Source organism: Paraburkholderia sp. A1RI_3L (genome assembly GCF_048957895.1).
GTDB lineage: Bacteria > Pseudomonadota > Gammaproteobacteria > Burkholderiales > Burkholderiaceae > Paraburkholderia > Paraburkholderia kururiensis.
Genome location: NZ_JARCHA010000015.1, coordinates 1 through 26,013, shown reverse-complemented (window position 1 = coordinate 26,013; position 26,013 = coordinate 1). Strand labels below are relative to the sequence as shown.

Here is a 26,013-nt window from a genome sequence, read left to right as displayed (position 1 = left end):
GCAGTGCGCAAAAAACCGGCGTGGCCTAGGGGTGTGCCCGGTCTGCCTCTGCCATGCATCGCATCGCGCTCTCGCGCTGTGCTCGCGGCGTGCTCGCGGTGTGCATCACGTACGCTCGTTGCGCGCCATCGCCAGCCTCTCATGGCCACCGCCATGCCCCCCGCTGTCAGCCGAACTGTCAGCCCAACTCTCAGCCGAACCGGTACGCCGTCTTCGGCGCCTCCATGTCGGGCACGCCGTCGTCGCCGGGGCTGAAGCGTTCGAGTTCGCCGTCGTAACGCTTCGGCAGCGGCCGTGCAAAGTCGCCGCGCTTGGCCGTGGCGAGCCGCAACGCGACGAGCGCTTCGGCCCATTTCACCGCTGCTGTTACGCCTTCCACCACCGGCACGCCCACAGCGTCTTCCACGTAGGCGCACAACTCGGCCATGCCGGCACAACCGAGCACGATGGACTCGGCGCCGTCTTCGTCGATTGCGCGGCGGCATTCGTCCACGATCAACTCGCGTGCCGCCGAGCCGGGACGGTCCAGATCGAGCACGGCGACGTCGGTTGCGCGCACGTTGCGGCAAAAGCGCCGCATGCCGTAGCGCTCGGCCAGATGCCAGGCCATCGAACGCGTGCGCGCCAGCGTCGTCACCACGGAGAAACCCGGGGCCAGCACGCTCGCCGCGTGCATCGCGGCCTCGGCAATGCCGATCACCGGACCACGCGCCAGTTCGCGCGCGGCATACAGGCCTGGGTCGCCAAAGCAGGCGATCACGTAGGCGTCGAAGCCCTCGCGTTCGCCTGCGGCCACCTCGGCGAGCAGGCCTGGCGTGGCCATGGCCTCGTCGTAATAGCCTTCGATGGAAGGCGGCCCCATGGTCGGACTGACCGCCACGACCTCGGTGCCCGCCGCGGCGACCTCGCGCGCGCAGCGGCCCATCGCATCGGTCATGCGCTGTGTGGTGTTCGGATTGATGAGCTTGATGCGCATGGTGACTCCCAAGGTTGAACGATCAGCGTGCGGCCGCCAGCGCCCGATAGAAAACCGCGCCGAGCGCCGCGCCGATGAACCAGGAAAAATTCGCGAGGTTATCGAGATGCGGCACGAGCACGCAGGCCACCGCGATCAGCGCCGCGGGCAGCAGCGCGGCCACCGCCCGATAGTTGACGCCATTGCGATACCAGTACGCGCCGGTGGGCGACACGGTGTAGAGATCGCCCGTTTCGATCTTCTGGCGCTTGACGAGATAGAAGTCCGTTACGAGCACGCCATAGAGCGGCCCGATGAAGCTGCCCAGCACGTCGAGCGTGTAGTGGATCACGGCCGGGTTGTTGAAGAGATTCCACGGCGTGATGAAGACGGAGGCCACCGCTGCCAGCATGCCGCCCGCGCGCCAGCTGATGAGGCGCGGCGCGACGTTCGAGAAGTCGAAGGCCGGCGACACGAAGTTCGCGACGATGTTGATGCCGATGGTCGCGATGGTGAACGTGAGCGCGCCCAGCACGACGGCCGTGGGCTGATCGATGCGGCCTACTGTTTCGACGGGGTCGGTAATCAGTTGGCCGAACACGGGCAGCGTGGCCGACGTGGTCACCACCGTCACGAGCGAGAACGCGAGGAAGTTGACGGGCAGCCCCCAGAAGTTGCCGCGCTTCACGCTGCGAAAGCTCCTGCCGTAGCGCGAGAAGTCGCCGAAGTTCAGCATCGGCCCCGAGAAATACGACACCACGAGCGAGATGGCCGTCACCATGACGGGCAGCACCTCCATGCCGTGATACTTCACGCCGCCCAGGTTGATGCCGATGTTGTTCCAGCCCGCGCGCCACACCATGTAGCCGGCGAGCACGAACATCACCACGTAGACGGCGGGGCCGGCGAAGTCGATGAACTTCTTGATGGTCTCCATGCCGTTCCAGAACACCAGCGCCTGCAAGACCCAGAGCGTCATGAAGCCTGCCCAGCCGAGCGCGGAAAGACCTGCGAAGCCATGCCGATGCACGTCGGCATACGGCATCAGTTGCGGGAAGAACTTGAGCACGACGATGACGAGCGCGCTCGACGCGAGATAGGTCTGGATGCCGTACCACGCCACCGCGATGAGCCCGCGGATCACCGCCGGAATGTTCGCCCCGAGCACGCCGAACGTCGCGCGGCACGCCACGGGATACGGCACACCATGCATCTGGCTGGGCCGTGCGATGAGGTTGCACAGTACGTTCACGATGCCGATGCCCACGAGCAGCGCAATCAGCACCTGCCAGCTCGTGAGGCCGAGCGCGAAGAGGCTGCCCGCGAACACATAGCCGCCCACGCTGTGCACGTCCGACATCCAGAACGCGAAGATGTTGTAAGCGCCCCAGGTCTGGTGACGCAATGGCGCGAGGTCGTGGTTGTAGAGACGCTCGCTGTAGCCTGCGGGCACCAATACGTCGCCGCCCTCGCCTGCGTCGGACGCCGTGGCGTCGTCGTAAGCGGATGTTGCCGGCGCGCTTTGCGCCGCACTGAACTGAGCCATGACTCCTCCTCCGTGAGATGGAAACGCCGGTCGCTCTGCTACTCGCCTTGTGTCATGCCTTGCATGACGTCTTGCGTCATCGGCGGGCAGGCGGCGTTGTGCTGCATCCCTCATGCCAGTTGCCGGTGGGGTTGCTGGCGGGTTGCCGGCGGGCTGCCAGATGAGCGCCAGCGGAACGGCATGGGGCGCCACGGTGGTCTGCGTACTTTCCGTACGGCGTTTGTGTCGACGCGGCGAGACCGTGGCGCTCGCCTCGACGTTGGTACTGGCCGGGATTCGTTTCAGTGCGCGGCGCACCACGTGCAGGCACGCCGGCGCCAACGGTGAAGCCTGCGGCGGTGTGTCCTCTCGTGCAGGCGCCGTTATGGTTGGTATCTTAGGATGGACATAAAGATTGTCAACAATTTTTGGGTGGGGTTTTCGAGGAGATGGCCTGGCATGGTTTGGCCGCAGGGAGCGGGAACCAGTACCATTTCCTGGCTTGATTGCCGCAAGACGGGCTCCATGAGCGGTGCACGATGGTTCCGTGGAGCGCCCCGCTTCGACCCAACGTCCTCAGATGCCCCTATTTTTTGTCAACAAAATCGGAGCCGGTTGTGCCCAGCGGGCCGACAAGCCAGGCAACATCGGCGCAGTGGTGGCAGTTCACCTCCGGCGAAGGCCGGCGCCCGTCTCTGCGTCATTCAGACTCAGTTCTCGTCCCTGACCGGGCCGGATAATGATGTTTTGCGTTATCGCGATGGAATCGCCCGGAGAACACGCATGGCCAAGGTATTTCCGCTGCACCCGCTGCGTCCGGAGCGAATCTGCTGGGGCTGCGATCACTACTGTCAGGCGAGCGACATGCGTTGTGGCAACGGACAAAGCCGCACCCAGCATCCGGCCGAATTGCTCGGCGACGACTGGTACGAGCACGGCGATTGGGGACTCGATGTAAGCCCTGGCGACAAGTGCGTGAAATCCAGCAGCGGCAGTACCACGAACCAGGCGCGTAATCCTGCGCCGGACGTACCGCGGTAAATCCACCCCGCAGCCGCCCGCGCGAGACGGCTTGGCTTCGTTGTCGTGACGAACCTGAAAAAGCGACCTGAAAAAAAGCGGGCCCTCCTGAACCGGGCCCGCTCCGCCTGCGCTTCTCCGGGGTGCGCCGCCCCCCGCCGCCCCTCTTATCCCAGGTGCGGATAACCGCTCACCGCCAGCCTGAACCCCTCGGCATCGGCATCGAGCCTCGCCGTTGCGCCCACGGGCAGTGTGACCATGTCGGCGATGTGGCCGAACGGCAAGCCCGTCATAACCGGAATGCGCACCACGGCGCGCACCTGCTCGATCATGGCCGCAAGGTCGTAGCCATTGTCGTAGTCGAATGCTTTGCCGCCCGAGAAATCGCCCAGCACGAGCGCCTGCTGGCGCGCCAGGATGCCCGCCAGGTGCAGCTGATAGATCATCCGTTCGACGCGAAACGGCTGCTCGTTGACGTCTTCCAGAAACAGAATGCCGCCTTCCACGGGCGGCATGTACGGCGTGCCCACCAGCGACGACATCACCGCCAGGTTGCCGCCCCACAGCGTGCCCGTGACGCTCGCAGACTGCACCTGCGGCGCCGCGACTTCGAGCGTGAAAGACGGCTTCGACAGCGCCTGCCAGAAATGCTCCATCGTGAACGGGCTCAGTTCTTCGGCGCCGAAGTCGCTCGCGAGCATCGGGCCGCCGAATGTGACCAGCCCGGCGCGCGCCAGCAGCGCAAGCTGGATCGCCGTGAAATCGCTATGACCGACGAGCGCGACCGGCTGGCCGCGCAGCCGCCGCTGCAAGCCTTCGTAGTCGAGCCCGTGCAGGATGCGCACCGCGCCGTAACCGCCGCGCACGGCGAGCACGATGTCGGGCAGCGGCTGCGAGGTGTCGGCAAGGCGGTTCAGTTCCGCGGCGCGCTCGCCGTCGGTGCCCGCGAAGCGCTGATAGCGCCGCGCGAGCGCCTCCATTCCCTCTACGCGATGCCCCTGCGCGCGCAGCCGCTCGACGGCCCGCGTAATAGCGTCGGGGTCGTGCGGGTAGCCCGAGGGGGCGATCAGCGAAATGGTGCGGGCCTGAGCGGTCATGGCAGTCATGGCAGGAAGCAGTCCGATCTTCGTCGTTGTTCAGGAGGGCAAATCGGTGCGGGACGTCTGAGCGGCGCCCGCCGCCCGCGCCTCGCGGCTTGCGCGCCGCCGCTCGGCAAAGAACGTGCGCAGCGCTTCGCCACATGCGTGCCCGAGCACTCCGCCTGTCACCGTGGTGTGGTGGTTGAGCTGCGTATTGGCAAAGGCATCGACGACGCTGCCGCACGCGCCCGTCTTCGGGTCCCGTGCGCCGAACACCACGCGCGCGATCCGCGCGTGCATGATGGCGCCGGCGCACATCAGACACGGCTCCAGCGTCACGTACAGTTCGCAGCCCGGCAGGCGGTAGTTCCGTTGCGATTCGGCGGCGGCCCGCAGCGCGACCATTTCCGCGTGCGCGGAGGGATCGTGCGTGCCGATGGGATGGTTGAAGCCTGTCGCGATCACTTCGTCGCCGCGAACCAGCACGGCGCCGACCGGCACCTCGCCGGCCGCCCGCGCTTCTTCGGCAGCGGCGAGCGCGAGCGTCATGAAGTGGAGATCGCGTTCGGAGACAGGTTCGGGATTGCCCGTGAAAGGATTCGTGGGCGTGGATAGCGCCGGTTCATCCGGCGTGTTGCTTGCACCGGCGCACGCACCGGCACATGCGCGAGGCGTATTCGAAGAAGCGCACGCGCCGAGCCCCTCTGACGTATCGGCCGAGCGGGACGCGTCGGGCACGACGCTCACAGCGGTCTCGCTTCCAGGGTCTCGCCGCCGTCACGGCGGTCTTCAAGCGCACGGTCGGCGCGCGCCTGTTCCGTGCTCGCGGCATCGCCGTCTGCCACGACGCGCTCGGACAGCCGCTCGGCAATGCGCCGGCAATACTCGCGCGGCAGGACCATGGGGCCGCCGCGCAGCGATTCGAGCGCCATGTCCAGAGCCAGCATTCTCGCCTCAAGCCGGCACCGCGCGGCGCGATCGCTCACCGCGTCCAGTTCGTCGCGCAGATCGCGCAGTGCGCGCAGCTGTTCGACGGCGGGCGGAACGAAACCGGCGTTCTTGAGAATGCGGTTCGCGACACGCACTTCCTCGGGCACGAGCAGGTCGTCGTCGAACGCCTGCGGCTGGCCGGTTCCCGGCAAATCGTCGAACTCGCCGCGCGCGGCTGCGGCGGCAATACGTTGTTCGACGAGAGCATCAAGCAATTTCATCTGCGATCCACGGCGTTGCGGCCCGGGCATTTTATCAGGCTGTTCACAAAACATTCACGGCGCATGGCGGCTCTTCGTCGAAGGTTCCTTCGGCTCGCCGGCACACCCGCCGACACGGCCGCTCGGGCCGAGTCCTTACTGCGCGAGCCTCCACCGGCCCAGCACCACATGCCGGCGCTGGCCGATCAGGCTGTGCACGAGCAAAAACTCGCTCACCGTCCAGGCAATGGGCGGTTCAACAGGGAAGTCGCTCGCGCCGTCGTCGCCGCGCGCGAGCGTCAGGTGAGGCGTATAACCGGACGCCGATCCGACCCGAAAACCCACGTCCCTGAGCGCGGTGCCCAGCGCCTCATGCAGCAAGGCGCAGCCGATCACGCCCTCGCCGCCCGTCAGCACGAACGGATGCCGCGACTGCTCCGGCGAGAAGCGGGTCGCCGCGTCGAACGAGACGTTGAACTGCCGCATCGACACCGCGGTCGCGGCGGCACTCGCACGCGCGACGACGTCGTTCGGCACGCCCGCGTAGACGCCCAGCTCATGCAAGGTGACGTGCAGCAGCGGCACGGGAACCGGCACGCCCGCAAGCCCGCGCTGGCCGTGCCCAGTGAATAGCCGCTGCACCAGCGCAGCAACGCGCGCGGCGGCCTGCGCGTCGGGACGTAGCAGGAACAGCAGGCGGTCCGTGGGGGCCGGCATGGGCGCCTCGAAACCGGGCAAGGCGAACTGCCCCGGCATCGGCAAGCGCGAGCCCAGCGACCGGGCGCGGGCGGGCGGACGGCGCACCGTCATGCCGACACCGACACCGGGACCGAAACCGGGACCGGGACCGAAGCCGGCGTCGCCGCCGGCGCGGCGATCAACGCGCGGATGCGCTCGGCGTCGTCGGGCGTGGCGGGGTTGTAGACCATCATCGTGAGATCGGGATGGCCGTCCACGGCGAACGACGAGAACTCGAGCGAGAGCAGACCGGCCACGGGATGCCGCAGTTGCTTCGAGCCCTCGCCGTGCGTGCGCACGTCTTTCTCGCGCCACATGGCCACGAATTCGGGGCTCGATGCGCTCAACTCGGCGACCAGCGCCTCGACGTTCGCGCTTTTGTTGGCATTTGCGCCCGCCCGGCAGACGCCCGCGCGAAACGTCGCAAGAAGAAAGCGCGCCACGCCCTCCCAGTCGAGTTGCGCTTCGCGCACCCGCGGGTTGCCGAAGAAGAGCCGCAAGACGTTGCGCTGGTGGGCCGCAAGCGACGCGTAATCCGTCAGCACCGATGCCGCCGCGCGATTCCACGCGACGATGTCCCACGTCGGCGTCTTGACGACGGCCGGGCTGAGTTCGAACGCATCGAGTACGCGCTGCAGCCGCGGCGTCACGCCGCTTGCTTCGTAGCGCACCGCGGGCGGGCGGCCCTGGGCCAGCAAAAACAGGTGTTCGCGCTCCACCGGCGTGAGCAGCAGCGCGCTGGCGAGGCGCTCGAGCACCTCCGCGGAAGGCGCGCCGCCGCGCCCCTGCTCCAGCCACGTGTACCAGGTCGCACTGACGTTGGCGCGCAGCGCGACTTCCTCGCGGCGCAAGCCGGGCGTGCGGCGGCGGGTGCCCGAAAAGCCCAGCGCCGCAGGGTCGAGCCGTGCGCGGCGGTCCTTCAGGTAGTCGCCCAGCAGATTGGGGAATGCGTTCTGCGTGCTCATGCTGTTAGTCCGTATACCTGTAAAACGCCACGACTTCACCACGTGACGCGAACGCGCGAGAGTGCCTGCGTACCCCAACCAGGAGAATTGGCTATGCGCGTGTTTGTTACCGGCGCGACCGGATTTGTCGGCTCCGCTATTGTGCGGGAATTGCGGGATGCGGGACACGACGTGCTCGGGCTTGCCCGTTCGGAGGCCGGCGCGGCGTCGCTCGTCGCGGCCGGCGCCCAGGTCCACCGCGGCTCGCTGGAAGATCTGGACGCTCTGCGCCGTGGCGCGGCGGCCGCAGACGGCGTCATTCACACGGCGTTCAACCACGATTTCTCGCGGTTCGTCGAAAACTGCGAGCTGGACCGCCGCGCCATCGAGGCGATCGGCGATGCGCTCGCGGGCTCGAACCGGCCGCTCCTCGTCACCTCCGGTCTCGCGATGCTTGCACACGGCCGCGCCGCCACCGAGGACGACGTGCCGCCGCCCCGCTCCGAAAACTACCCGCGCGTGTCCGAAGCCACCGCGAGTGCGTTCGTGGCGCGTGGCGTTCGCGCCTCGGCGGTCCGTCTGGCGCCTTCCACGCACGGCGCGGGCGATCACGGGTTCGTGCCGCGCCTCATCGCGATTGCACGCGAAAAAGGCATCTCAGCCTACGTGGGCGAAGGGCTCAACCGCTGGGCCGCGACGCACCGCTTCGACGCCGCGCGGGTGTTCCGGCTCGCGCTGGAACGGGGCGCCGCAGACGGCCCGTTTCACGCCGTCGCCGAGGAAGGCGTGCGGTTCAAGGACATCGCAGAAGTGATCGGGCGGCGGCTCGGGATACCGGTTGTTTCGCTGTCGCCGGCAGAAGCCGCTGAGCATTTCGGCTGGTTCGGGCGGTTTGCGGGCGCGGACATGTTGGCGTCGAGCGAACGCACGCGCCGTGTGCTGGGCTGGACGCCGACCCAGCCGGGGCTGATCGACGATATGGAAGCGACGTACTTCGGCTAGGGGCACAGGCCCTTAACTCACGGCATGGCGCCTGCACTAGCGGTCAGCGCCGGGTTCCCGGCGCCCCGCTCGCAAGCCGCCGCGCCTCAAAAACAAACCGGGCCGGGCATCGAACCCGGCCCGGCCCCAACCCCACCACCACCGAGCTTCGCTCAAGCTTCGTCCAGTTGCCCCTCGATGCCTTCGAGCGCGCGTTCGCGCTCTTTCGTGAGGCCGCCGATGGGCGGTCCGCTGAAGCTCTTGCGCACGCCGCCCACGTACCAGATGGCGAGCAGCACCACGAGCAGCGCGACCATCACGTAGATCACTTTCTCATTGGGCGGCTGGATGCCGACATACGCGAGCACGAGCGCACCGAACACGGCGGCCACGGCGAACGGTTTCGAGAGCCAGCCCAGCTGGAACGGGCCCTTTTCGGTCCACGTGCGGCCTTCGGCCAGGATGCCCGCCGCTGTCGGCATCGCGTACGAGACGAACAGGAACACCGCGCTGCCGGCGCTCAGCACCGTGAACGCGTCGCCGTACAGCGTGACGAGAATCGCGAGCGCGGCCGACACCCAGATCGCCGTGCCCGGCGTGCGATGCGCGGCGTTCACCTTGCGCAGCCACTTCGAGCCGGGCAGGCCGCCGTCGCGGGCGAACGCGAACATCATCCGCGAAGTCGAGGTCACCGCGGCCAGACCGCAGACGTAGTTAATGAAGAACATCAGCAGTTCGATCACGATGCGCAGCGGCCCCGGAATCGGCGCAAGGATGGCCTGGAAGAAGCCGGTGCCCTGCTTCACCGCGGCGCCAATGTCGGGCATCACGAGAACGAACGCACAGACCATCACGTAGCCGAACGTGGTGGACCAGAACACCGACCCGATGATGCCGCGCGGCACGTTGCGCGCGGCCTCGTGCGTTTCTTCGGAGGTGTGCGCGGAGGCGTCGAAACCCGTGATCGTGTACGCCGTGAGCAACAGGCCCGAAAGGAACGCGAGCGCCATCGTCTGCTTCGGCCAGGCGCCGCCGTCCACGCCGGTGAAGTTGGTGAAGGTGTAGAGGCGCGAGAGGTCCACCTTCACCGGCGAAAACGCCAGCAGCGAAATCACCAGCACCACCGTCACGACGAAGATCAGGTATCCCGACAAATCGGTGATGCGGCTCGTGATGCGGATGCCGCGATGATTGAGAAACGCCTGCGAAGCCGTGATGACAGTAAGAAAGATCGTTTGCGACCACCAGCCGAGCGAATCCGGATTCACGCCGAACATGGGTGCGATCAGCGTGCGGAAAAACGGATCGTAGGTGCCGTAGTTGATGGCGGCGACCACGAACACGAGGCCGAGCAGATTGAGCCACGCGGTGAGCCAGCCCCACGTCTTGCCGCCGAGAATCGAGCTCCAGTGGTAGAGGCCGCCCGCCGTCGGGAACGACGATGCGATCTGCGCCATGGCCGCGGCCACGACGAGCGCGAACACCGAACCGAGCGGCCAGCCGAGCCCGATCGATGCGCCGCCCGCCGCCGACAATCCCATCTGGAACGACGTAATGCCGCCCGACAGAATGCAGATCAGCGAAAACGAGACCGCGAAATTGGAGAACGCGCCCATGCGGCGCGACAGCTCCTGCGCGTAGCCCATCTTGTGCAGGAGCCTGACGTCGTTGTCGACCGGCTCAGCCGGTTGCACGGCCGGGTTGATATCCATGATCGATCCTTTGTTCGAGATTTAGGGCAGTGCAACTGCAATGGGAACAGCCTTGAATTGATGCTTCTTTGTTGCCGCTGATGCTTCGTTGCCGCGCGAACGGTCGAGACCGTTCAGGCCGCGGTAAAACAGTTGTCGACGTAGAGGTGCGCGCCGTTGATGAATGACGCGTCGTCGCTCGCGAGGAAGAGCGCCGCCTGCGCCACCTCCTCCGGCGCGCAGAGCCGCCCCTGCTGCACCGAGAGCGCGGCCTCGCTTGCGTCGAAGCCGTATTTCGTGAGCGCACTCATTTCGCGGCGGCCGTGCGGCGTGTCGATGAAGCCGGGGTTGACCGCGTTGCAGCGTATGCCGCGATCCCGATACTCGACTGCAATGGCCCGCGCGAACATCGCGCAGGCGCCTTTCGTGGTGCAGTACAGCACTTCGAGCGGCGTGGCCGCGACCGACGAAATCGACGCCGTGCAGACGATCGAACCGCCGCCGTTCACGAGCATGTGCGGCAGCACCGCGCGCGTCATCATGAACATGCTCTTCACGTTGACGTCCATGAGCCAGTCGTAGTCGTCGTCGGTGGTGTCGAGGAACGGCTTCACCACGATGCTGCCCGCGTGGTTGAACAGCACGTCGATGCGGCCGAAGCGCCGCGCGATGCCGGCCACCGCCGCGTCCACGGCAGCGCGCTTTGCGACGTCCGCTGTGAACAGTTCGGCCACACCGCCCGCGGCCCGGATCTGCGCGACCACTTCTTCGCCCGCATCGGCATTGATGTCGACAAGCGCGACCTGGGCGCCCTCGCGGGCAAAGAGCCGCGACGCCGCGCCACCCGCGCCCGTTGCCCCGCCCGAAACGATGGCGATCTTGCCCGCCAGCCTGCCCGGGCGCATTGCGGCGCCCTCCGTGTGTTCGCCTGCCGCTACGCTCATGCAATGCCTCCTGTTGCTCCATTGGGTTCCGTTGGGCACAACGCTGGGGTCACGATAAGCAGCCCAAATCGTAGCCACTATCCAAAATTGGCAAAAAAAACATTGCGCCCCGGGCCTGTGGCCGAGGCATGACGGACCGGCGCCGTGCGGCGCGACACGGGTGCGTAACGCTCCATAACGCCACCCATAACACCACCCATAACGCCACGCATCCGGCGTTTCACCCATACAGCGCGCATTTTTTTCACTTACACTGGGCCGGCCGGATACCTGTCGCCGCCCGCTTCCGGGGTCGGCACCAGTTTCCCTGCGGTCCTCGTAGTGCTCCGCAGTTCCCCTACCCGCGCCGGAGAACGCCATGCAGACGTGCGCCTCGACCCGCGCCACTGTCGACATCCGCCGCTGCCGCAATGTCGACGAACAGGCGCTGCTGCTCGACGCCTGGAACCAGACCTACTGCCAGATCTCGCGCGGACCGTTCGACGGCTCCGTGAGTTCGTTCGTCGCGGGCGGCGTGCGCGTGCTCGTCGAGCGCCTGAACCGCACGGTGTATCAGCGCGGGGCGGTCGCACCGGGGCGCATCGCGATCGGCGTGCCGTTCCAGCTGGAAGGACACGCGCTGCTGTGCGGCCAGCCGAGTCACCGCGACGGCCTGCACGTGTTCTCGGGCGACGGCGGCTTCGAGTTCCTCTCGCCGGACCGGCATGTGGTCGTGAATCTGGAGATCGAGCCGAACGCGATGGCGAGCCTCCTCGCACGCGAACAGATCGGGGCGCTCAAGGCGCGACTCGGCACGCATGCCACGGTGCTGAACATCGATCCCCTGCACTTGCAGACGTATCGCGCCACGCTGAAGACGATGCTCGATGCGGTCACCGCGCAGCCCGCGCTGCTGGACGACGGGGGCGCGGTGGATTCGTTCGAGCGGCACGCCATCTTCGGGCTCGCCGAGATGCTCGCGGCAACACCGGACGACGCCCCCGCGCGAAGCGCTTCTCCCGCCGCGGCGCGAATCTCCCGGCACTGGCAACTGGTGCGCGCGGTGCGCAACGTCGTGGAGGAATCGCCAGACTGCCCGTTGTCCGTCGCGGAACTCTGCGCGCGCTTTCACGCGAGCCGCCGCACGCTGCAATACGCGTTCGAGGAAACGCTGGGCGTGAATCCCTCCGCCTACATCCGCGCGGTGCGCCTCGGACGCGTGCGGCGCGAGCTGCGCGGCGCCCGATCCGTGACCGAGGTCGCAACGCGCTGGGGCTTCTGGCACTTCGGGAATTTTTCGGGCGAGTATCGCGAGCAGTTCGGCGAATTGCCGTCGGAGACGTTCAAGCGGGAGAACCGGTGCTGACGGCGTGGCGCCTACAACCGGCGAGGCGCTTCGACACGGCTTCTGAACGCGATACCGACGCAGACCGTCAGCCTTGTTCGAACGCGACGGCTCAGGGCGCAATCCAGCTGTGAATCCAACGGTCGCCCTGACGCACATAGCGCGCCCGCAGCGGGCGATCCGCTGAAAGATCGAGCCAATCCAGACGCGCGGGGCGAACCTCGACGACGCAGAAATGCTTGAGGCCCTCGCCGGGCCCCGGAACACCGTGTGCATCGTGGGCCGTGCCGAGCGCATCGTCTGCGTGGCTCATGGGCGTTCCGGGCGCGAGCCGCGTCCGGTAGGCGACCAGGTCGTGGTCGGGACTGGCGCGCCACGCATCGAGTTGCGCTTGCCCGTCGCGAACGATCCGGGTTTCACCGAACACCCGGATCTGCCGGCTCTGAACGGGATCCACGCCGACGAGCGCGATGCGCGGCTCCCGGCTCAGTTCGGCAATCTTCGGCGAGCGCAGGTCCGTGTGGAACGTGAGCACGTTCTTCTGCTCACTCACGCCCCGAAGCAGCACGGTACGCACATTCGGGAAACCGTCGAGGCCGATCGTCGCGGCCTGCATCACCTTGAACGGCTGATCTTCTTCGCGTACAGCGGCAGCGAGGTCATCCCAGATTCGGGCGTAAATCTGTTCGAGCGTCATCGGGCGGGCTCCTGGCGGGTTCCTGGCGGGGTCCTGGCGGGGTCCTGACAGACCGGCCCCGGCGTTCACACAGAACCGGGCGTCAGAAAGAGAAAGCACACCGGATGCCCGCGAAGTTCTGCCTGCCCCGCTGCGGCTTTGGCAGACAGGCTCCAAGGCTCGGCTCAGAACGTTGGCTGTCTCGCAACACAAACCCTCCGCCCGCATCAAGCCGCCGCACGACGCCCGAGCATAGCCATCGCGACGAACCCCGCCGCGCCCGCGACGAGGGCCGCTGCCGCGACCCCCAGCGCCGGCGTGAACGATCCGAAGCGCGCGGTCAGCGGCGCTGCGACGAGCGGCCCAAGAATCTGCCCGACGCCGTACGACGCGGTCGCATAGCCCATCAGCCCGGTCGCACGCGCGCCGTGCAGGCGCCGGGCATCGCGCATGGCGAACAGCGTGATCGCGGTAAACGGCAGTCCGAGCAAGGCGCTGCCCACCGAAAAGCCCGCCGCGTTCGGCCACACGATGCCGGCCGCGATGCCGAGTGCCTGCGTCGCGCAGCCGGCGGCAAGCAGCAGCCGGTTGTCCCAGTGCGCGGGCAGCCGCGCGGCGGCAAGCGCACCGACGATCAACGCCGCGCCGAACATGGGCCAGAACAGGTCGGGCCACGGCGAGCCGGCCGGCAGGGCGGCGCGCGCGATCACGGGCAGGAACGTCGCCGTGATGATGTAGCCGAAGCCCGGCATTCCGTACAACACGACCAGCCCGATCGCATCGGCGCGATGGCGCCGCGGGTCCGCGGCGGGCGCGGCGGCAGTGGTCACCGCATGCGACGTGGCGCCGAACGCCGGCGTGCCCGCGACACTCGGCTTTGCATCGGACACAGGCGCGCTCCCGAACGTGCGCCAGATCGCGGTCGACAGCACGGCCGACAGCGCGGCAAATCCCAGCCAGCCGGGCGCTGCGCGATGGCCGTCCAGTGCGCGGCCGATCAACCCCGTGAGCACGATGCCGACACCCGGCCCCGCATAGATGACGCCGCCCCATTCGGGCGCGTGCAGTTCGGCAAGGCGCCGCAGTCCCCATTGCGACACGAACACGAAGGTCCACGCGCTGACCACGCCCGCAACGAAGCGCACCACGAGCCACACCGCCAGCAGATGTCCGACGCCCATCGCGGCGGTAAGCAGAACCGTCGCCGCGAGCCCGAAGCGCATCATCCGTGCGGGCGCCAAGCGCAGCGCCGCGCAACTGACCGCCCCCGCGAAATAGCCCGCGTAGTTCGCCGACGCAAGCCAGCTGCCGGCCTTCAGGCCGACAGCCCCGTCGGCCAGCATCAGCGGCAGCAGCGGCGTGAACGCAAAGCGCCCCACACCGAGCGCCACCGCGAGCCCGACCATGCAGGCGAGCGCGGCGGCGCCGGCGCGGCGGTCGGTCTCGTCGGAGGAAAGCGCGCGGGCGGCGGCGGGCGGAGCATCGGAACGGGCCATGGTGCGAGCGGCCGCGCGGGAGGCGCCGGCCGGAACAGAGAGGGGAACGCGTCGATCGTAGCTTGACCCGGCATTCTCGAAAAATGAATAATCGAGAATCCATCCATCGCATGGAGAGAACAATGGATCTGGCGGCACTGGCGATTTTCCGGGCGGTCGTGCGCGAGAACGGCGTGACGCGTGCCGCGGCGAAACTCAACCGCGTGCAGTCGAACGTGACGACGCGCATCAAGCAACTCGAGGAGGACCTGGGCGCGGCGCTCTTCGTGCGCGACGGGCGCCGGCTCGTGCTGACGCCCGCCGGCCACACGCTGCTGCCGTATGCGGAGCGTCTGCTCGCACTCGCCGACGAAGCGCGCGACGCCGTGCGCGAAGACACGCCGCGCGGGCGGCTGCGGCTCGGCACGATGGAAAGCACGGCCGCAAGCCGCCTGCCGGCCGTGCTCGCGCGCTATCACCACGCGTGGCCGGAGGTGTCGCTCGAACTCGTGACCGGCACGACCGGCTGGCTGGTCGACAAGGTGCGCGACTTCGAGATCGACGCCGCGCTGTTCGCGCGGCCGCCCGCGCCGGACACGCTGCCCGATACGTTCGAGACGGTGCCGATCTTCCGCGAGAACCTCGTGCTGCTCACGCCGCGCGGCCATCCGCCGGTTCGCACGCCGCGCGACGTGATCCCGTCGACGCTGATCGCGTTCGAGCGCGGCTGCACGTACCGCAAATACGTCGAGCAATGGTATGCGGCGTATGGGATGAAGCCCGCGCGTGTGCTGGAACTCGGCTCGTACCACGCGATCGTCGCGTGCGTCGCGGCCGGTGCGGGGATCGCGGTGGCGCCGCGCTCGGTGCTCGATCTTCAGCCGGAGACGGAGAACGTCGTACAGCACGCGATTACCGGGTTCGGCGAGATCGATACGCTGCTCGCGTGGCGGCAAGGGTATGCGTCGTCCGCGCTTGCCGCGCTGCGCGACGCACTCGCCGAGGCCGCCCGGCAACCGGATGGCGCCGCGAAGCCGGCCGCTGCTGTGCCGGCGTGAGGTGTTCGCGCATGAGGGCGCCGGTGCGCTGCGTCTGCTCCGCCTGCTTCAACGCATAGGTAATCTGTTCCTCGGTGAACTTGCGCTTCTTCACAGCATGACCTCCTGGTCTTGATGACAACGTCATGCCGGAATTTTCCACTTCCAAATGGGATAGTTTTGTGGGTCAGGGTCAAACGACGCCGACAGCCAATCCAGAATGATCATATCTACGGGATTAACGCTGGCAATGTCCCGGACGTCTTTCGGATTTTTCGCGCACACCACACGAAAATTATATTCAGCTAGAAATTTTTCGAGCGCACCCGCGTTTTTTACGTTTTCATCAAGCATCAATATATTTTATTATAAACGCCCACTCTTTACCGATTCGATTAATATTTCATTTCAACTTAAACCCACCAACTTAACCAAATAAAAACTCAGGCATGGCACAACGGACGCACCCTCAGCGGTCCGTACCATCTGAAAAGGTGCAGCGTGGCAACCGCTACAGGCGAACGTGAATCTCAGACAGGACAACCACCCGGCAGGCGATAAGGTCGCACCTGGCGATCTCCGTCGAGTATCTTGCGGTCCGCTATGCTGCGGATTGTGACAGGCATCGATCGCCAACCAGGTTCAGGCAAATTATATACATGTATTCAGACAGAAATCTTAAAAAATTGGAATCCATGCTGCATTTTTTACGCCGACCATGCTTGCCCCCAATACCGCCAATTATCGAGCAATTCTGGAAAAACAGTAAGATCTGCGGCTCACCCGATCAGCTGAAGCGCAATAAATAGAACTTATCTTTCACTCACTCGGCACACGCCAAAACAATGACACGTCAGCGATATATGCGACCAGCATCGAAATCGGCAAATACTCATTACGTATTGCCCTTGCACATGTTGAAGCCCAGAGAACAGACGATCCAATCCACTATATCGGACTACATCAACCACTTGCATCACGAAGGCATCGAGCCGCGGCGCCATGACCGGAGCGTGGGACAAGTGCGCGATGCATGCGGTGGTGTCAGCGCAGTTAGGGGTCCCTCCGATTTCCCTCTGCACCGCACTCCCCGGCAGCACTCCTTGAGGCTTTGGAACCCGCCCTCAATCTGGCTTTCTCAAGTGACGTTTTAGCGTGCGCTGGTGAACATTGAACGCCTCGGCAACCACGTCGGGCGAATGGTTCTCGAGGAGCACACGTGCCTGCTCGCGTTGCGTGGCACTCATTCCTGACGGGCGCCCAATGCTGCTACCCCGTTGGCGCGCAGCCTCCATTCCTGCCCGCGTCCGTTCGCTGATCAGCCCGCGTTCGAATTCCGCAAGCGCGGCAAGCATATGGAACGTAAAGCGGCCGGTTGTCGAACCTGTGTCGATGTATTCACTTAGAGAGAGCAGCCGCACCCTTTGTTGCTCAAGGTCTACCACGATGCTGGCAAGGTGCTGCAGCGAGCGCCCCAATCTGTCCAATCGCCAGACCACCAGCGTTCCCCCGCCCGCGACCGCTTCGAATGCCTGGCGCAAGCCTGGCCGATCGAATCGGGCTCCTGATATCCCTTTGTCGAAGAAAACGGCACTGCAACCATGCTCTTTTAATGCCGTCAGCTGCATGTCCAGATGCTGCTCCTCAGTGGAAACACGAGCATATCCAACCTTGATTCGCTTGTATGGCATAGCTAAGTCAATGAATCGTAACGATAAATACAGGTTGAATCCTATTGATGCGCCTTTCTTCCATTTTCTTACAGCATTGGCAATACAAAACGCCCGCGATCCCAGACAGGACAGGCTTCCAACAGACATATCATGGATATGAAGTTTATTTAAAAAATTAAGTCAATGCATCAAATTTTCATAGCTTTTTCAAGCTCCACTATCTTTTTACATTTCCATCAAGTCTGGCCACAAGCCTCTCGTATGGCGGCAATGCACTCGACGCCAGCTTCTCGCGAGAATGGGCGGCATAGACCGTCGATCACCGCCCGGCGCGGCCTTGCAAACCAAATATCGATAGAGCGCATGGCTGCCTGGCACAATGGAGCAGCACGCCGCCATCTGCGCGTGCCATGTCCTTGACCACACAATGAGGCGCGAGAAACAGGGATATACAGGGATATCGATTCAACCAGTTCGACCGGCTGGACTCGATGATCGAGTCAGCACGATAGCGGGCTTCCCAGGCGGGGCGGCGTTGGCGCAGATCTGATTCGCTCTCTGCCGGTTGCAGATGGACCGGACGAAAGCAGACGCGCTCATCGCAAGAATGGGTTGTTGCGGGCTGTCGGTTGTGGCGGCGCCAATAGCCGACGTCAATCACACTGGCTCTCATATTGCAAGGCGACTGCCATAGAAAGGAAAGCAAACCATTTGCGCCCGCGAAGACTGCGGCGCAAACGTATCCGGGTATCTATGTGCCGTAATGGCACGCCCTCGTGAGGCCAGTCAGCAGCCTCTATTGCAAAAAGATGGCCAATTCAGAAAGCCGTGGTCGGCGTACCTGCGGGCGTATCCAATGAGCCTGCGGGTCACCCACTCGCCGGTGTGGCATCCATACGTGCCTGAAACACGCCTGGCGCCAACGGGTAAGATGCTTCGTGCCCCGAAATTTGTTGAATTAGTCTGGCAAACTTTTAACAACGCAGCAACCTATTTCTCATTCTTTTTTTGTGCAATTTTGTTGAATTTTGCGTAATTATGGTCACACATTAACAAATATCTTGAATACGCTTTTTTGGGTGCTATGTCTATATTGAGTTCTATCGGCCTATGGGTCCGGACAAACCGGCTGACGGTATAACGCAGGATTCGCATTTTGTATGCTCGGACAGAGGCGGCTGCCCGTGAGAAGAGAAGACCATCCTGCGCCTCGTGTCCCGACACAGCCCTCTGCCGCCCCCTCGTCGGGCAACCTATCCCGCAGGGATCGGCGATCCTCGATTGCCGGCCACGGCACGCGCGAGCCGTTCCCACGCCTCCCGGTAGAGAGGCAGTGGAATGCGCGAGAGCTGTGCATCATGCACCGCCAGGATATGCGCGACCGCGACCGCATCGGCATCGTGCAACCGCCACTCTCCGCTCCCGGCCGCACACAACGCACATTGCTCCAGCAGGCTTTCGGCCTTGTGATACGGCCGCGGCGCGGCACGTTTGCGCTCGAGCGTCTCGATGAGATAGGCGAGGCATACGGTCCGCACCAGACAGGCGATGGCGTCCGCACTCCCCCGTCCGGCACGCATGACTTCAAGTGCCGTGTGATGTTCGATCGACAGCGCCCGCACTTTTGTCGCCGACAGTTTCGGTGACGGAGGGTGCCTCGCAGGCGCATGCCCCGCACTGGCCCCGTCTTCGCCGAAGCGCGCGGCCGGATTCGTTGCCATGGTCACTCCTCATTGCCCGAGCGGTCCTCACGGGCTCCGGCTGCACGACGGATAAGCCGTTTGCGCATCCACAATCAGAACGATGCTCAGAACCATCCACTCCCGCTCGCGCCGCTAGCGTAAGTTGCGAGGCATCCCCTCGCCCACACATAGACGCAGTTGGACAATCTGCCGGAGCTGACGGTCCAGCTGCGTCTGCGTGGCAATGCGCTGTGCCTGCAACTGCGCCACTTCGCGCCGCAACGACTGCTGCCGGTTGTTCACCAGATGATTCAGCGCTCCACTGCACGCCAGGTCAGCGCGCAACCGCTCCGCCTCGGCGGTGGCCTTTTCGAGCAGCGCCGCGAGCTGCGCATTACGTGCGTCGAGCTGCATGCGTCGCAACTCGAGTTCGCACCAGCAGAGAACCTGTTCCTGAAAGTGGCCGAACGCCTGACCGGCGCTGGCGAGAACCGGGGTCTGAAAGGCACGGCGGATCGTACCGGCATGGTTGAGCACCACATAGAAGCCGAGCGACGCCGCATCGAAGAGCAGACTCACCTCGTACTCGAAGCTGCGAAAAACCTGCACGGACGTCAGGGCGTCCGCAGCGATGCGCGCGGCCACGTCTTCGAGATCGGCGGGTTTGGGTGCGCGATGGCTGCCGTGTTGCGGCGTGGCCTGAGCATCGTGCAGGGCGACAACGGCCGCGCCCGGGTGATCGTCGGCGGCGACGGCGTTGTCGAATCGCTGCGGTGTTGCTTCAGTGCTGGCGCCCGGTCCGCCGTAAAGCCGGGTAACGGTTTCACGAGACATATTCATGTCGTTCTCCAGTGAGAGGATGCTTCATGCCCGTCGGTTGTCCATTCGCGTTCCCGTGTCTGCACGGAAGACGTATCGGACCTGTTCGGCGTGACCGCCATGGGTGGGAAAGCCGCGTAGCAACGCAGGCCGGCGTAGTGACCGTTCATGACGACATCGAAGCCGGTGTTCATCACCGGTCGTCCAAGGGATAGCGGCTGCCAGGCGCCGGGCTTCAGCGGGAAGCATCGGTCGAGCGTGCGTTGCGCGCTCTTCGTGCTGATGGAATAGGTGCAGATGCCGTAGAACTCGAGGAGCGGCAATAGCACGACCGGCCCGCGGTCTGAACGAAAGTTGTCGATGGACTCGCGCAGCGCGTCCTGGTCGAACGTCATGACGCAAGGCACGCGGGCACCGAACAACGACAACCGCAGCACCGAATCGAAGTTATAACCCCATGCCACGAGATCGAACGGCTCGCATGGATAGAGCAAGTCCGCCACGGCGTGCTGAAAATCCGGCCGGAAGATCGCATCGTCCTCCGCGATCGTCACGATATCGTCGCCTGCCGCAACGGCTTGCCACAGCTGCCAGGTCGTCGCCGCGATGCCGTACGAGCCGGGCATATAGTCGAGCCCGTCTTCGAACAGATCGCGGCGATCGGGCAGCGCCACAGCGCGGCCGTCGATCACGTCGTGAAAGACGTAGTCGAGCCCGGCGTTGAGGCACACAAACGCCTGGCGCCGCGCATGTGCCGTGGGCAGCGAGATCACGTGCACACGACCAACGTCTGCGAGCGAACCGGGTGTCATGGCGGACCGCCTCATCCCGCCAGAAGCGAGATACCGAAGAAGAGGCCGAGCACGGCACCCACGAGCCGGCCCTGAAGACTCGCCTGCATCCGGGCAGCGTCGCGGACCCGCCCGGGCCAGCGTTTCGCGCTCGTCAACGCCGCGACGGGCGGAACAATCAGGGCCGCGGTCACGAGCGCCCCGCCGCCAATGACAGACATCCATCCTTCGGCGGGCAATCCCGTGAGACGCTCGATGAGATAACTGGCGACGGGAACGGAGGCCGCCCCGCAGACCAGCCCGAGCAGCGCGCCGCGCAACAGCGCATCGGTTTCGTAAGAGATGTCCATGTCGTTCGGATAGCGAAATAGAAGTCGAGTCAGGAAGCCGTCATGCCGGCACCTGTTGCAGGAGTGCCGCGCGCACGCGCTGGATGACGCCAGCCCAGTCGCCCGGCGTTTTCTGGCGGAACAGCTTCGCCGTGGGGTACCACGGCGAATCGTCGCGGTGATCGAGCCAGCGCCAGCAGCCGTCGAAGCGGCAGAGAATCCAGACCGGCCTGCCGAGCGCGCCGGCGACGTGGGCCACGGAGGTGTCCGCGGTAATGACGAGGTCGAGTGTGGAAATGATGGCCGCGGTATCGGCGAAGTCGCCCACCTGACCCATCGGATCGCGTGGCCGCAACCCGAGCGGAATGCCGGCCAACTGACTGCGTGCGGCGTCTGCCTTCTGAAGACTCACGAAGGTGACGCCGGCCACGTCCAGCAACGGCAGCAGCGCCCCGGCGTGGAGCGAGCGCCGGCGGTCGATTGCATGCGCGCCCGGCATGTCGGGACGCGGATCGCCTGCCCACACGAGACCCACGCTGAACCCGTCTGCCGAAATGCGGCGACGCCAGCGCGTCGACTGCGCATCCGGTACGCGCAGATAAGGCACCCGGGCCGGCACGGTGGCGAGCGTCGTGCCCATGCGCAACGGCAGACTCATCAGCAGGCAGGCGTAGTCGTGTGCGGCAAGCTGCGACGCTGCACTGTCGGGCACGCATTCGTCGACCCCTTCGAGCGTCTGCAACAGGCGGCACAGCGTGCGCTGGCAGACCAGCGTCAGCTTCGCTGCGCCCTTCGCCTTGAGCATCGGCAGATACCGCGCGAACTGCACGCAGTCGCCGAGCCCCTGCTCGGCCCACACCACCAGCGATTTGCCATCGAGCGGCTCGCCGCGCCATTCCGGAAACGGCAGCGCCGGCCGCACGTGACAGTGCGCGTCGTCGCCCCAGTACGGGGATTCGCCATACCGCGCCTCGTATAGCCTCCACCCTTCTTCATAGCGGCCCATCGCGAGCAGCACGAGGCTCAGGTTGAACGCGGTAGGCGTGCGCGCCGGTGCCGCCGCCAGCGCTTGCCTCAGATACTGTTCCGCTTCTGTGAGGCGCCCCGCGTCGTGAAGCAGGCGGCCCAGATTATTGAGCGCCTCCACCGAGCCCGGATCGAGTTCGAGCACGCGCCGGTAAAGCCCTTCGGCCTCAGCATGTCGCTGCTGGCGATGCAGCAGCGCGCCGAGTGCGCCGCAAGCGTCCTTCAGCTTCGGATCAAGACGCAACGCCTCGCGAAGGCAGACCTCGCCCTCGTCGGCGCGGCCGGTCGCCACAAGGAGCAGCCCCAGGCCGTGATGCGCCAACGCATCGTCCGGCCGGAGCGCCAGGGCATACCGGTAAGCGTGCTCCGCGTCTGCCGCACGATCCGTTTCCTGCAGCAAGCCGGCAAGGTAGACATGAGCCGCAGCGTGGCCGGGCACCGCTGCGATCACCTGTCTGTAGCAGTCCTCCGCCCCGGCGAACTGCCGGTTTGCGTGGAGCAGCAGGGCCAGGTTGTAGCGTGCGTCGACGTAGCCGGAATCGGGTTGCAGCGCGGCGCGGTAGCAGCGTTCCGCTTCACCCGCATCGCCGGCCCTTTCACGCAGCGCACCGAGATTGTTGAGCGCTTCCGGATGGCCAGGCGCCAGCCGCAGCACCATCCGGTACAGCCGTTCGGCGTCGGTGAACGCGCCGCGCCGGTGCGCTTCCACGGCGGCCTCGAAGAGCCGGTTCGTGACGCATGCCCGCCAGAGCGCGTCAGACGTGCGGGTCATCGCGCGATCCATCGTGAGCCTCATGTACGTAACGCGGTCTGAACTGGCTGCCCAGCCTGAAGGCTGACATGCGCCGTGCCGGCAGACGCGGGCGCGAACGCTGCAACGCGCCGAGCTGCACGAGTTCGTTGACGGCATCGGTCCAGCGTCTGGCCGTAAAGCCGCAGGCCGCGCGCAGGTCGAGATCGGGAATGGGGCGCTGCTGGCCGAAATCGAGCAGCGGCACGACCAGCAGCGCGACGAGGAAAGCGTCGTCGCTCAGCGCGTGCTCGACGAGCCGCGCAAGAAAGGTGCGTTGCACATTCGAGAGCGCGGCGTGCAGCGTCTTGACCGACACCGCGCCCGGTATCGCGAGGCAAGGTATGGGTACGAAGCCGTAATCGCTCATGGCTGCTCCGCTTCGTTTGCGGTATTCGTAAACGGCCGCCACACCCGCGCGTCATCGCGGGGCAGGTCACTCGCCACGACGCGTGCTGCCGTAGCCGGCACGGGAACAGTGATGTTGGTGCGCTTCATGCGAACGGGGCTCCGTGTCAGAACGAGGTGCCGGCCTGGCAGCCGCCGGCCGCCGCGCCATTGGTTGCGTTCATGCCGCAGCCGAGAAGCGAACAGCCGGAAAGCGCGAGGACGGCCACGACGGCGAGCAGGTGGAGCAAGCGGTGCGGGATCATGTCGGTGACTCCGTTCAGTAGCCCGTGGCGGGTGCATCAGCGGGGAAAGACGACGGCGATGAGAAGCCTGAGAAACATCCACGCGGCGAGCACCGATAGCGGGATGACGAGCAGCACCGCGGCAATCAGCCATCCCACGCGCGGCAACGCGTGCGGGTCTCGCCCTTCGTGGCGCGCTCTGGTTGCGGCTTCGCTTCGCATGCACACCTCCCACGCTCAGAGCGGCACAAACTCGATGCGCCGGTTCTCAAAACGTCCGGCGGCTGTCAGCGTGCCGGCCACTGCACGGTCCGCCCCGTAACCACGCGCGACCAGCGACGCCGCCGGTACACCCGCATTCACGAGAAAGCCGCGTATGGCATCGGCGCGCCGCTGTGTCAGGGGGAGCGGGCCATTGCCGTCGTCCGCGCGGTCTGCATGCGCGGCAATCGCGAGCCGCAGCACCTGATTGCGCGCGGCACAGGCCTTCATCAGCTGCGCGGACATCGACAGGTTCTCGGTGGCAGACGGCGGCAGTCTGTCGTCCCCCGCGGCGAAGTCGATGACCTGCCGGTTCAGCGCGGCGGCCGCCTGCTGTGCGTCGCACGCCGAGTCGGTCTGAAGCAGTGCCGACATGGCGTGCAAAAACGAATCGGTGGCATGGGAGACGGCTGCGGACCTGTCGAACACCTCTACGTCGAACGCCGGCCCGAGGGCCTGCTGCAGACGCTGCCGCCAGACCTCCGCGCTCTCCGGCGACAGGCCCCCGAGCATCACGCGATGGTCTTCGAGGGTGAGTTCCGCGCCGGGCACCGCCATATAGGACGACAGGGCGTCGAGCTGCGAGAGCCAGATGGACGCCCCCGCCCCTCCGGCGCCTGCCCCGCCGCTCTTGAGCGATGCCGAAAAATGCCCCTTGCCGAAGCGCGCGAGCAGTGGCCCGACCACGGCTTGACGCTGATCATCGCGGTCGAGCACGGCCTGCACGGCAGGCACGCCCGAAGCGTTCGTGCGCGCCGCAAGCCACGCGCTGGCCGCCGGCGCTCGGGCATCCGCGGCCTGCGCTTCGTTGGCCGGTACAGCGGCCGCGCCGCTCGCCGCAAGCTGCGTGAATGCACCAGCGACACCGGAGGCGCCGGTCGTGCCCGTGGCTTCGACCGATCCCGCAGTCGCGTGACCGGCTGATGGGGGCGTTGTGTCATCGGACGCGGCTGTTGCGTGAACCTGCCCCGCGACCGGCACCGAAGAAGCGGAGGTGGCCGATGTGGTCAATGTGGCCGATGTAGCGGGCGTTAGCACGGCCATCGCCTCGGCCCACGTATGGCGTTTCTCCCACAGGGCAAGCGCGACCAGCACCACGGCCAGCAGCACGAATAGCGGCCACAGCCTCGATCCCCGCGACGACGCCTGCCGCCTGGCTCCCGTTTCCTCTGCCTGTACGCCAGGATGCGACGCGGCCGCATAGGCAAGCGTCGCCATCGAACTGGTGTAGCGCACCTCGTTCGCATAGACCTTTCCGGCTGCGAAACGCGCGTGCTGCGGGACGTCGAAGCGCGTCGCCTGCTGCGCCGCAATGGCTTCGGCTTGCTGGCCGGCAGCGGGATCGCTGTCCATGTCGGTTCGCGCTGAATGGTGGTCGGGTGCCGCTGTCGTTTCCTCGCGTCCCGCCGTCGCGCCGGCAAGGCGTTGGGACACTTGTGCGTCGGACTCGTATGGACCATTCACGGGTAGGCGGAGCTCGTCCGTCGAGGTGTGCAACACCGCTGCATGGGCTTGCGCTGCATTGTCAGCAGGCCGGCGCAACACCTGCCGCGGGTGAAAATCCGCCGCGACGGCGGCGAGCCGCACCGCAACCGTATCGGCAAATGCACGGGCATGCGGGTACCCGAAGAGGGCCGCGACGCCCTCTTCCATGCTGCTCGCAACCGTCGGAAGCTGGCTTGCCAGCAAACCGGGCAGTTGTGAGACATCACCCTGCTCCAGCAGCACGTGATGCTTGATCACCCCCGCGAGCATCGCTGCCGTCATACCGCAGAGTGCGTTTGCCGGTTGCGTCGGCACACCGGTCTGCGCGGCGACGTGGTCGCTCAATGTGGCCACCGGCATGCCGATGGCGCGGTTGGCGAGCAGGTGGCCCTGCTGCTCGAGGTCTTTCAGGCCAGCCGTCGTTTCAACGCGCTGCGCGCATTCGCTGCCGATACGTGCATTGCTCTCGCGCGACATCAGCGCGTCGAATGCGGCGCGCGTGTCCTCGCGCCCGTCTGCGGCGCGGGCCGCGAGTGCCGCCGTCAGCATCGGAGCCGCCCGCCCGAATACGTGGGCGACGGCGTGTGCGGGCAGCCCCATGCGGGCCGCGATTCGCTGCAATACGGTGTCGTCGGCACATTGCTCCAGCGCCTCGCCAAGATTGATCCGTTTCAATGCATCCCCCGTCGTCCTGCTGGCCGCCGCATCGGCAGCCGTTCAATGTCCGTTACATCCGCTGGAGCGCCCCGCCGCTGTGCACACAGGCCGCCCGTCCACGTTCAGCCGACGGCGGCCGGCGCCGCGCGGTTTCCGTGCGCAGTTCACTGTCGTCGGTGAACCGCCAGTCGCCGCACTGGCCGCAGATGCGCACGCAGCCGGCGTAGATCTGGATCACGGCGTCGTCTCCCCATGCCTGCCGCAAACGCCGCAGCCACGCACGCTGTCT

At 65.9% G+C, this 26,013-nt stretch carries 27 protein-coding genes; 4 read left to right on the top strand and 23 right to left on the bottom strand.

What is annotated here, in order from left to right; all coding sequences use genetic code 11:
* Nucleotides 1-190 precede the first annotated feature (190 nt).
* Complete coding sequence (locus tag PXJ20_RS28230) at nucleotides 191-976, bottom strand: aspartate/glutamate racemase family protein (RefSeq protein ID WP_421029199.1); 786 nt, start codon at nucleotides 974-976, stop codon at nucleotides 191-193.
* A 22-nt stretch (nucleotides 977-998) separates the two neighbouring features.
* On the bottom strand, nucleotides 999-2,501 hold the full coding sequence (locus PXJ20_RS28225; RefSeq protein WP_017777668.1) for an NCS1 family nucleobase:cation symporter-1: 1,503 nt from the start codon (nucleotides 2,499-2,501) through the stop codon (nucleotides 999-1,001).
* Nucleotides 2,502-3,263: 762 nt separating this feature from the next.
* Between PXJ20_RS28225 and PXJ20_RS28220 the strand changes: the two genes are divergently transcribed.
* Nucleotides 3,264-3,521 (top strand): DUF3079 domain-containing protein, encoded by a 258-nt coding sequence (locus PXJ20_RS28220; RefSeq protein WP_421029198.1) that lies wholly within the window; start codon nucleotides 3,264-3,266, stop codon nucleotides 3,519-3,521.
* Nucleotides 3,522-3,667: 146 nt separating this feature from the next.
* On the opposite strand, the gene ldcA is transcribed toward PXJ20_RS28220, so the two are convergent.
* From ldcA to PXJ20_RS28195, 5 genes are all read right to left on the bottom strand, one after another.
* On the bottom strand, nucleotides 3,668-4,597 hold the full coding sequence (ldcA, locus tag PXJ20_RS28215) for a muramoyltetrapeptide carboxypeptidase (RefSeq protein WP_421030907.1): 930 nt from the start codon (nucleotides 4,595-4,597) through the stop codon (nucleotides 3,668-3,670).
* Nucleotides 4,598-4,636: 39 nt separating this feature from the next.
* Nucleotides 4,637-5,326 carry a tRNA adenosine(34) deaminase TadA gene (gene tadA, locus PXJ20_RS28210; protein WP_421029197.1) on the bottom strand — a complete coding sequence of 230 codons (690 nt, stop codon included), beginning with the start codon at nucleotides 5,324-5,326 and terminating at the stop codon, nucleotides 4,637-4,639.
* Entirely contained in the window at nucleotides 5,323-5,790 is a 468-nt protein-coding gene (locus PXJ20_RS28205) for a DnaJ family domain-containing protein (protein ID WP_421029196.1), read from the bottom strand. Before PXJ20_RS28205 ends, tadA begins: the two co-directional genes overlap by 4 nt.
* Before the next feature lie 135 nt (nucleotides 5,791-5,925).
* Nucleotides 5,926-6,579 carry a 2'-5' RNA ligase family protein gene (locus PXJ20_RS28200; protein ID WP_421029195.1) on the bottom strand — a complete coding sequence of 218 codons (654 nt, stop codon included), beginning with the start codon at nucleotides 6,577-6,579 and terminating at the stop codon, nucleotides 5,926-5,928.
* Nucleotides 6,576-7,472: a helix-turn-helix transcriptional regulator gene (locus PXJ20_RS28195; RefSeq protein WP_421029194.1), complete on the bottom strand. Its 897-nt coding sequence runs from the start codon at nucleotides 7,470-7,472 to the stop codon at nucleotides 6,576-6,578. The genes PXJ20_RS28200 and PXJ20_RS28195 overlap by 4 nt, the downstream gene beginning before the upstream one ends.
* Before the next feature lie 93 nt (nucleotides 7,473-7,565).
* Here PXJ20_RS28195 and PXJ20_RS28190 point away from each other — a divergent pair, with 93 nt between their 5' ends.
* Nucleotides 7,566-8,453 carry an SDR family oxidoreductase gene (locus PXJ20_RS28190; RefSeq protein WP_421029192.1) on the top strand — a complete coding sequence of 296 codons (888 nt, stop codon included), beginning with the start codon at nucleotides 7,566-7,568 and terminating at the stop codon, nucleotides 8,451-8,453.
* Between the two features lie 152 nt (nucleotides 8,454-8,605).
* On the opposite strand, the gene PXJ20_RS28185 is transcribed toward PXJ20_RS28190, so the two are convergent.
* Entirely contained in the window at nucleotides 8,606-10,144 is a 1,539-nt protein-coding gene (locus PXJ20_RS28185; protein ID WP_017777660.1) for an amino acid permease, read from the bottom strand.
* A gap of 113 nt (nucleotides 10,145-10,257) precedes the next feature.
* A complete protein-coding gene (locus PXJ20_RS28180) occupies nucleotides 10,258-11,067 on the bottom strand; it encodes an SDR family NAD(P)-dependent oxidoreductase (protein ID WP_017777659.1) in 810 nt (269 codons plus the stop codon).
* Between the two features lie 358 nt (nucleotides 11,068-11,425).
* Between PXJ20_RS28180 and PXJ20_RS28175 the strand changes: the two genes are divergently transcribed.
* Nucleotides 11,426-12,412 carry a helix-turn-helix domain-containing protein gene (locus tag PXJ20_RS28175; protein WP_421029190.1) on the top strand — a complete coding sequence of 329 codons (987 nt, stop codon included), beginning with the start codon at nucleotides 11,426-11,428 and terminating at the stop codon, nucleotides 12,410-12,412.
* 91 nt (nucleotides 12,413-12,503) lie between these two features.
* On the opposite strand, the gene PXJ20_RS28170 is transcribed toward PXJ20_RS28175, so the two are convergent.
* Together PXJ20_RS28170 and PXJ20_RS28165 are read right to left on the bottom strand one after the other, a co-directional pair.
* Nucleotides 12,504-13,088 carry a pyridoxamine 5'-phosphate oxidase family protein gene (locus PXJ20_RS28170; RefSeq protein WP_421029189.1) on the bottom strand — a complete coding sequence of 195 codons (585 nt, stop codon included), beginning with the start codon at nucleotides 13,086-13,088 and terminating at the stop codon, nucleotides 12,504-12,506.
* Between the two features lie 206 nt (nucleotides 13,089-13,294).
* Nucleotides 13,295-14,563, bottom strand: a complete 1,269-nt coding sequence (locus tag PXJ20_RS28165) for a YbfB/YjiJ family MFS transporter (protein ID WP_421029188.1) — start codon at nucleotides 14,561-14,563, stop codon at nucleotides 13,295-13,297.
* 122 nt (nucleotides 14,564-14,685) lie between these two features.
* On the opposite strand from PXJ20_RS28165, the gene PXJ20_RS28160 reads away from it, so the two are divergent.
* Complete coding sequence (locus tag PXJ20_RS28160; protein ID WP_421029187.1) at nucleotides 14,686-15,600, top strand: LysR substrate-binding domain-containing protein; 915 nt, start codon at nucleotides 14,686-14,688, stop codon at nucleotides 15,598-15,600.
* Nucleotides 15,601-15,723: 123 nt separating this feature from the next.
* Here PXJ20_RS28160 and PXJ20_RS28155 read toward each other — a convergent pair whose 3' ends face one another.
* The 12 genes from PXJ20_RS28155 to PXJ20_RS28100 form a co-directional block, all read right to left on the bottom strand.
* Nucleotides 15,724-15,933: a hypothetical protein gene (locus PXJ20_RS28155; RefSeq protein WP_421029186.1), complete on the bottom strand. Its 210-nt coding sequence runs from the start codon at nucleotides 15,931-15,933 to the stop codon at nucleotides 15,724-15,726.
* Between the two features lie 770 nt (nucleotides 15,934-16,703).
* Nucleotides 16,704-17,270 carry a recombinase family protein gene (locus tag PXJ20_RS28150; RefSeq protein WP_421030906.1) on the bottom strand — a complete coding sequence of 189 codons (567 nt, stop codon included), beginning with the start codon at nucleotides 17,268-17,270 and terminating at the stop codon, nucleotides 16,704-16,706.
* A gap of 1,235 nt (nucleotides 17,271-18,505) precedes the next feature.
* A complete protein-coding gene (locus tag PXJ20_RS28145; RefSeq protein WP_421029185.1) occupies nucleotides 18,506-18,973 on the bottom strand; it encodes a hypothetical protein in 468 nt (155 codons plus the stop codon).
* A gap of 114 nt (nucleotides 18,974-19,087) precedes the next feature.
* On the bottom strand, nucleotides 19,088-19,774 hold the full coding sequence (locus PXJ20_RS28140) for a DUF2968 domain-containing protein (protein WP_421057458.1): 687 nt from the start codon (nucleotides 19,772-19,774) through the stop codon (nucleotides 19,088-19,090).
* Nucleotides 19,771-20,565 (bottom strand): glycosyl transferase, encoded by a 795-nt coding sequence (locus PXJ20_RS28135; RefSeq protein WP_421029184.1) that lies wholly within the window; start codon nucleotides 20,563-20,565, stop codon nucleotides 19,771-19,773. Before PXJ20_RS28135 ends, PXJ20_RS28140 begins: the two co-directional genes overlap by 4 nt.
* 11 nt (nucleotides 20,566-20,576) lie before the next feature.
* Nucleotides 20,577-20,894 carry a hypothetical protein gene (locus PXJ20_RS28130; protein WP_421029183.1) on the bottom strand — a complete coding sequence of 106 codons (318 nt, stop codon included), beginning with the start codon at nucleotides 20,892-20,894 and terminating at the stop codon, nucleotides 20,577-20,579.
* 40 nt (nucleotides 20,895-20,934) lie between these two features.
* The gene (locus tag PXJ20_RS28125; RefSeq protein WP_421029182.1) at nucleotides 20,935-22,671 is read right to left on the bottom strand and encodes a tetratricopeptide repeat protein; all 1,737 of its coding nucleotides are present in this window, start codon (nucleotides 22,669-22,671) and stop codon (nucleotides 20,935-20,937) included.
* The gene (locus PXJ20_RS28120) at nucleotides 22,655-23,059 is read right to left on the bottom strand and encodes a hypothetical protein (RefSeq protein ID WP_413214421.1); all 405 of its coding nucleotides are present in this window, start codon (nucleotides 23,057-23,059) and stop codon (nucleotides 22,655-22,657) included. The genes PXJ20_RS28125 and PXJ20_RS28120 overlap by 17 nt, the downstream gene beginning before the upstream one ends.
* Before the next feature lie 145 nt (nucleotides 23,060-23,204).
* Nucleotides 23,205-23,342, bottom strand: coding sequence for a hypothetical protein (locus PXJ20_RS28115; RefSeq protein WP_421029181.1), 138 nt, complete (start codon nucleotides 23,340-23,342; stop codon nucleotides 23,205-23,207).
* A 36-nt stretch (nucleotides 23,343-23,378) separates the two neighbouring features.
* A complete protein-coding gene (locus tag PXJ20_RS28110) occupies nucleotides 23,379-23,543 on the bottom strand; it encodes a hypothetical protein (RefSeq protein ID WP_160167503.1) in 165 nt (54 codons plus the stop codon).
* 15 nt (nucleotides 23,544-23,558) lie between these two features.
* The gene (locus PXJ20_RS28105) at nucleotides 23,559-25,742 is read right to left on the bottom strand and encodes an OmpA family protein (RefSeq protein WP_421029180.1); all 2,184 of its coding nucleotides are present in this window, start codon (nucleotides 25,740-25,742) and stop codon (nucleotides 23,559-23,561) included.
* Between the two features lie 52 nt (nucleotides 25,743-25,794).
* On the bottom strand, nucleotides 25,795-26,013 hold a 219-nt coding region (locus tag PXJ20_RS28100; protein WP_421057457.1), incomplete at its 5' end, for a hypothetical protein.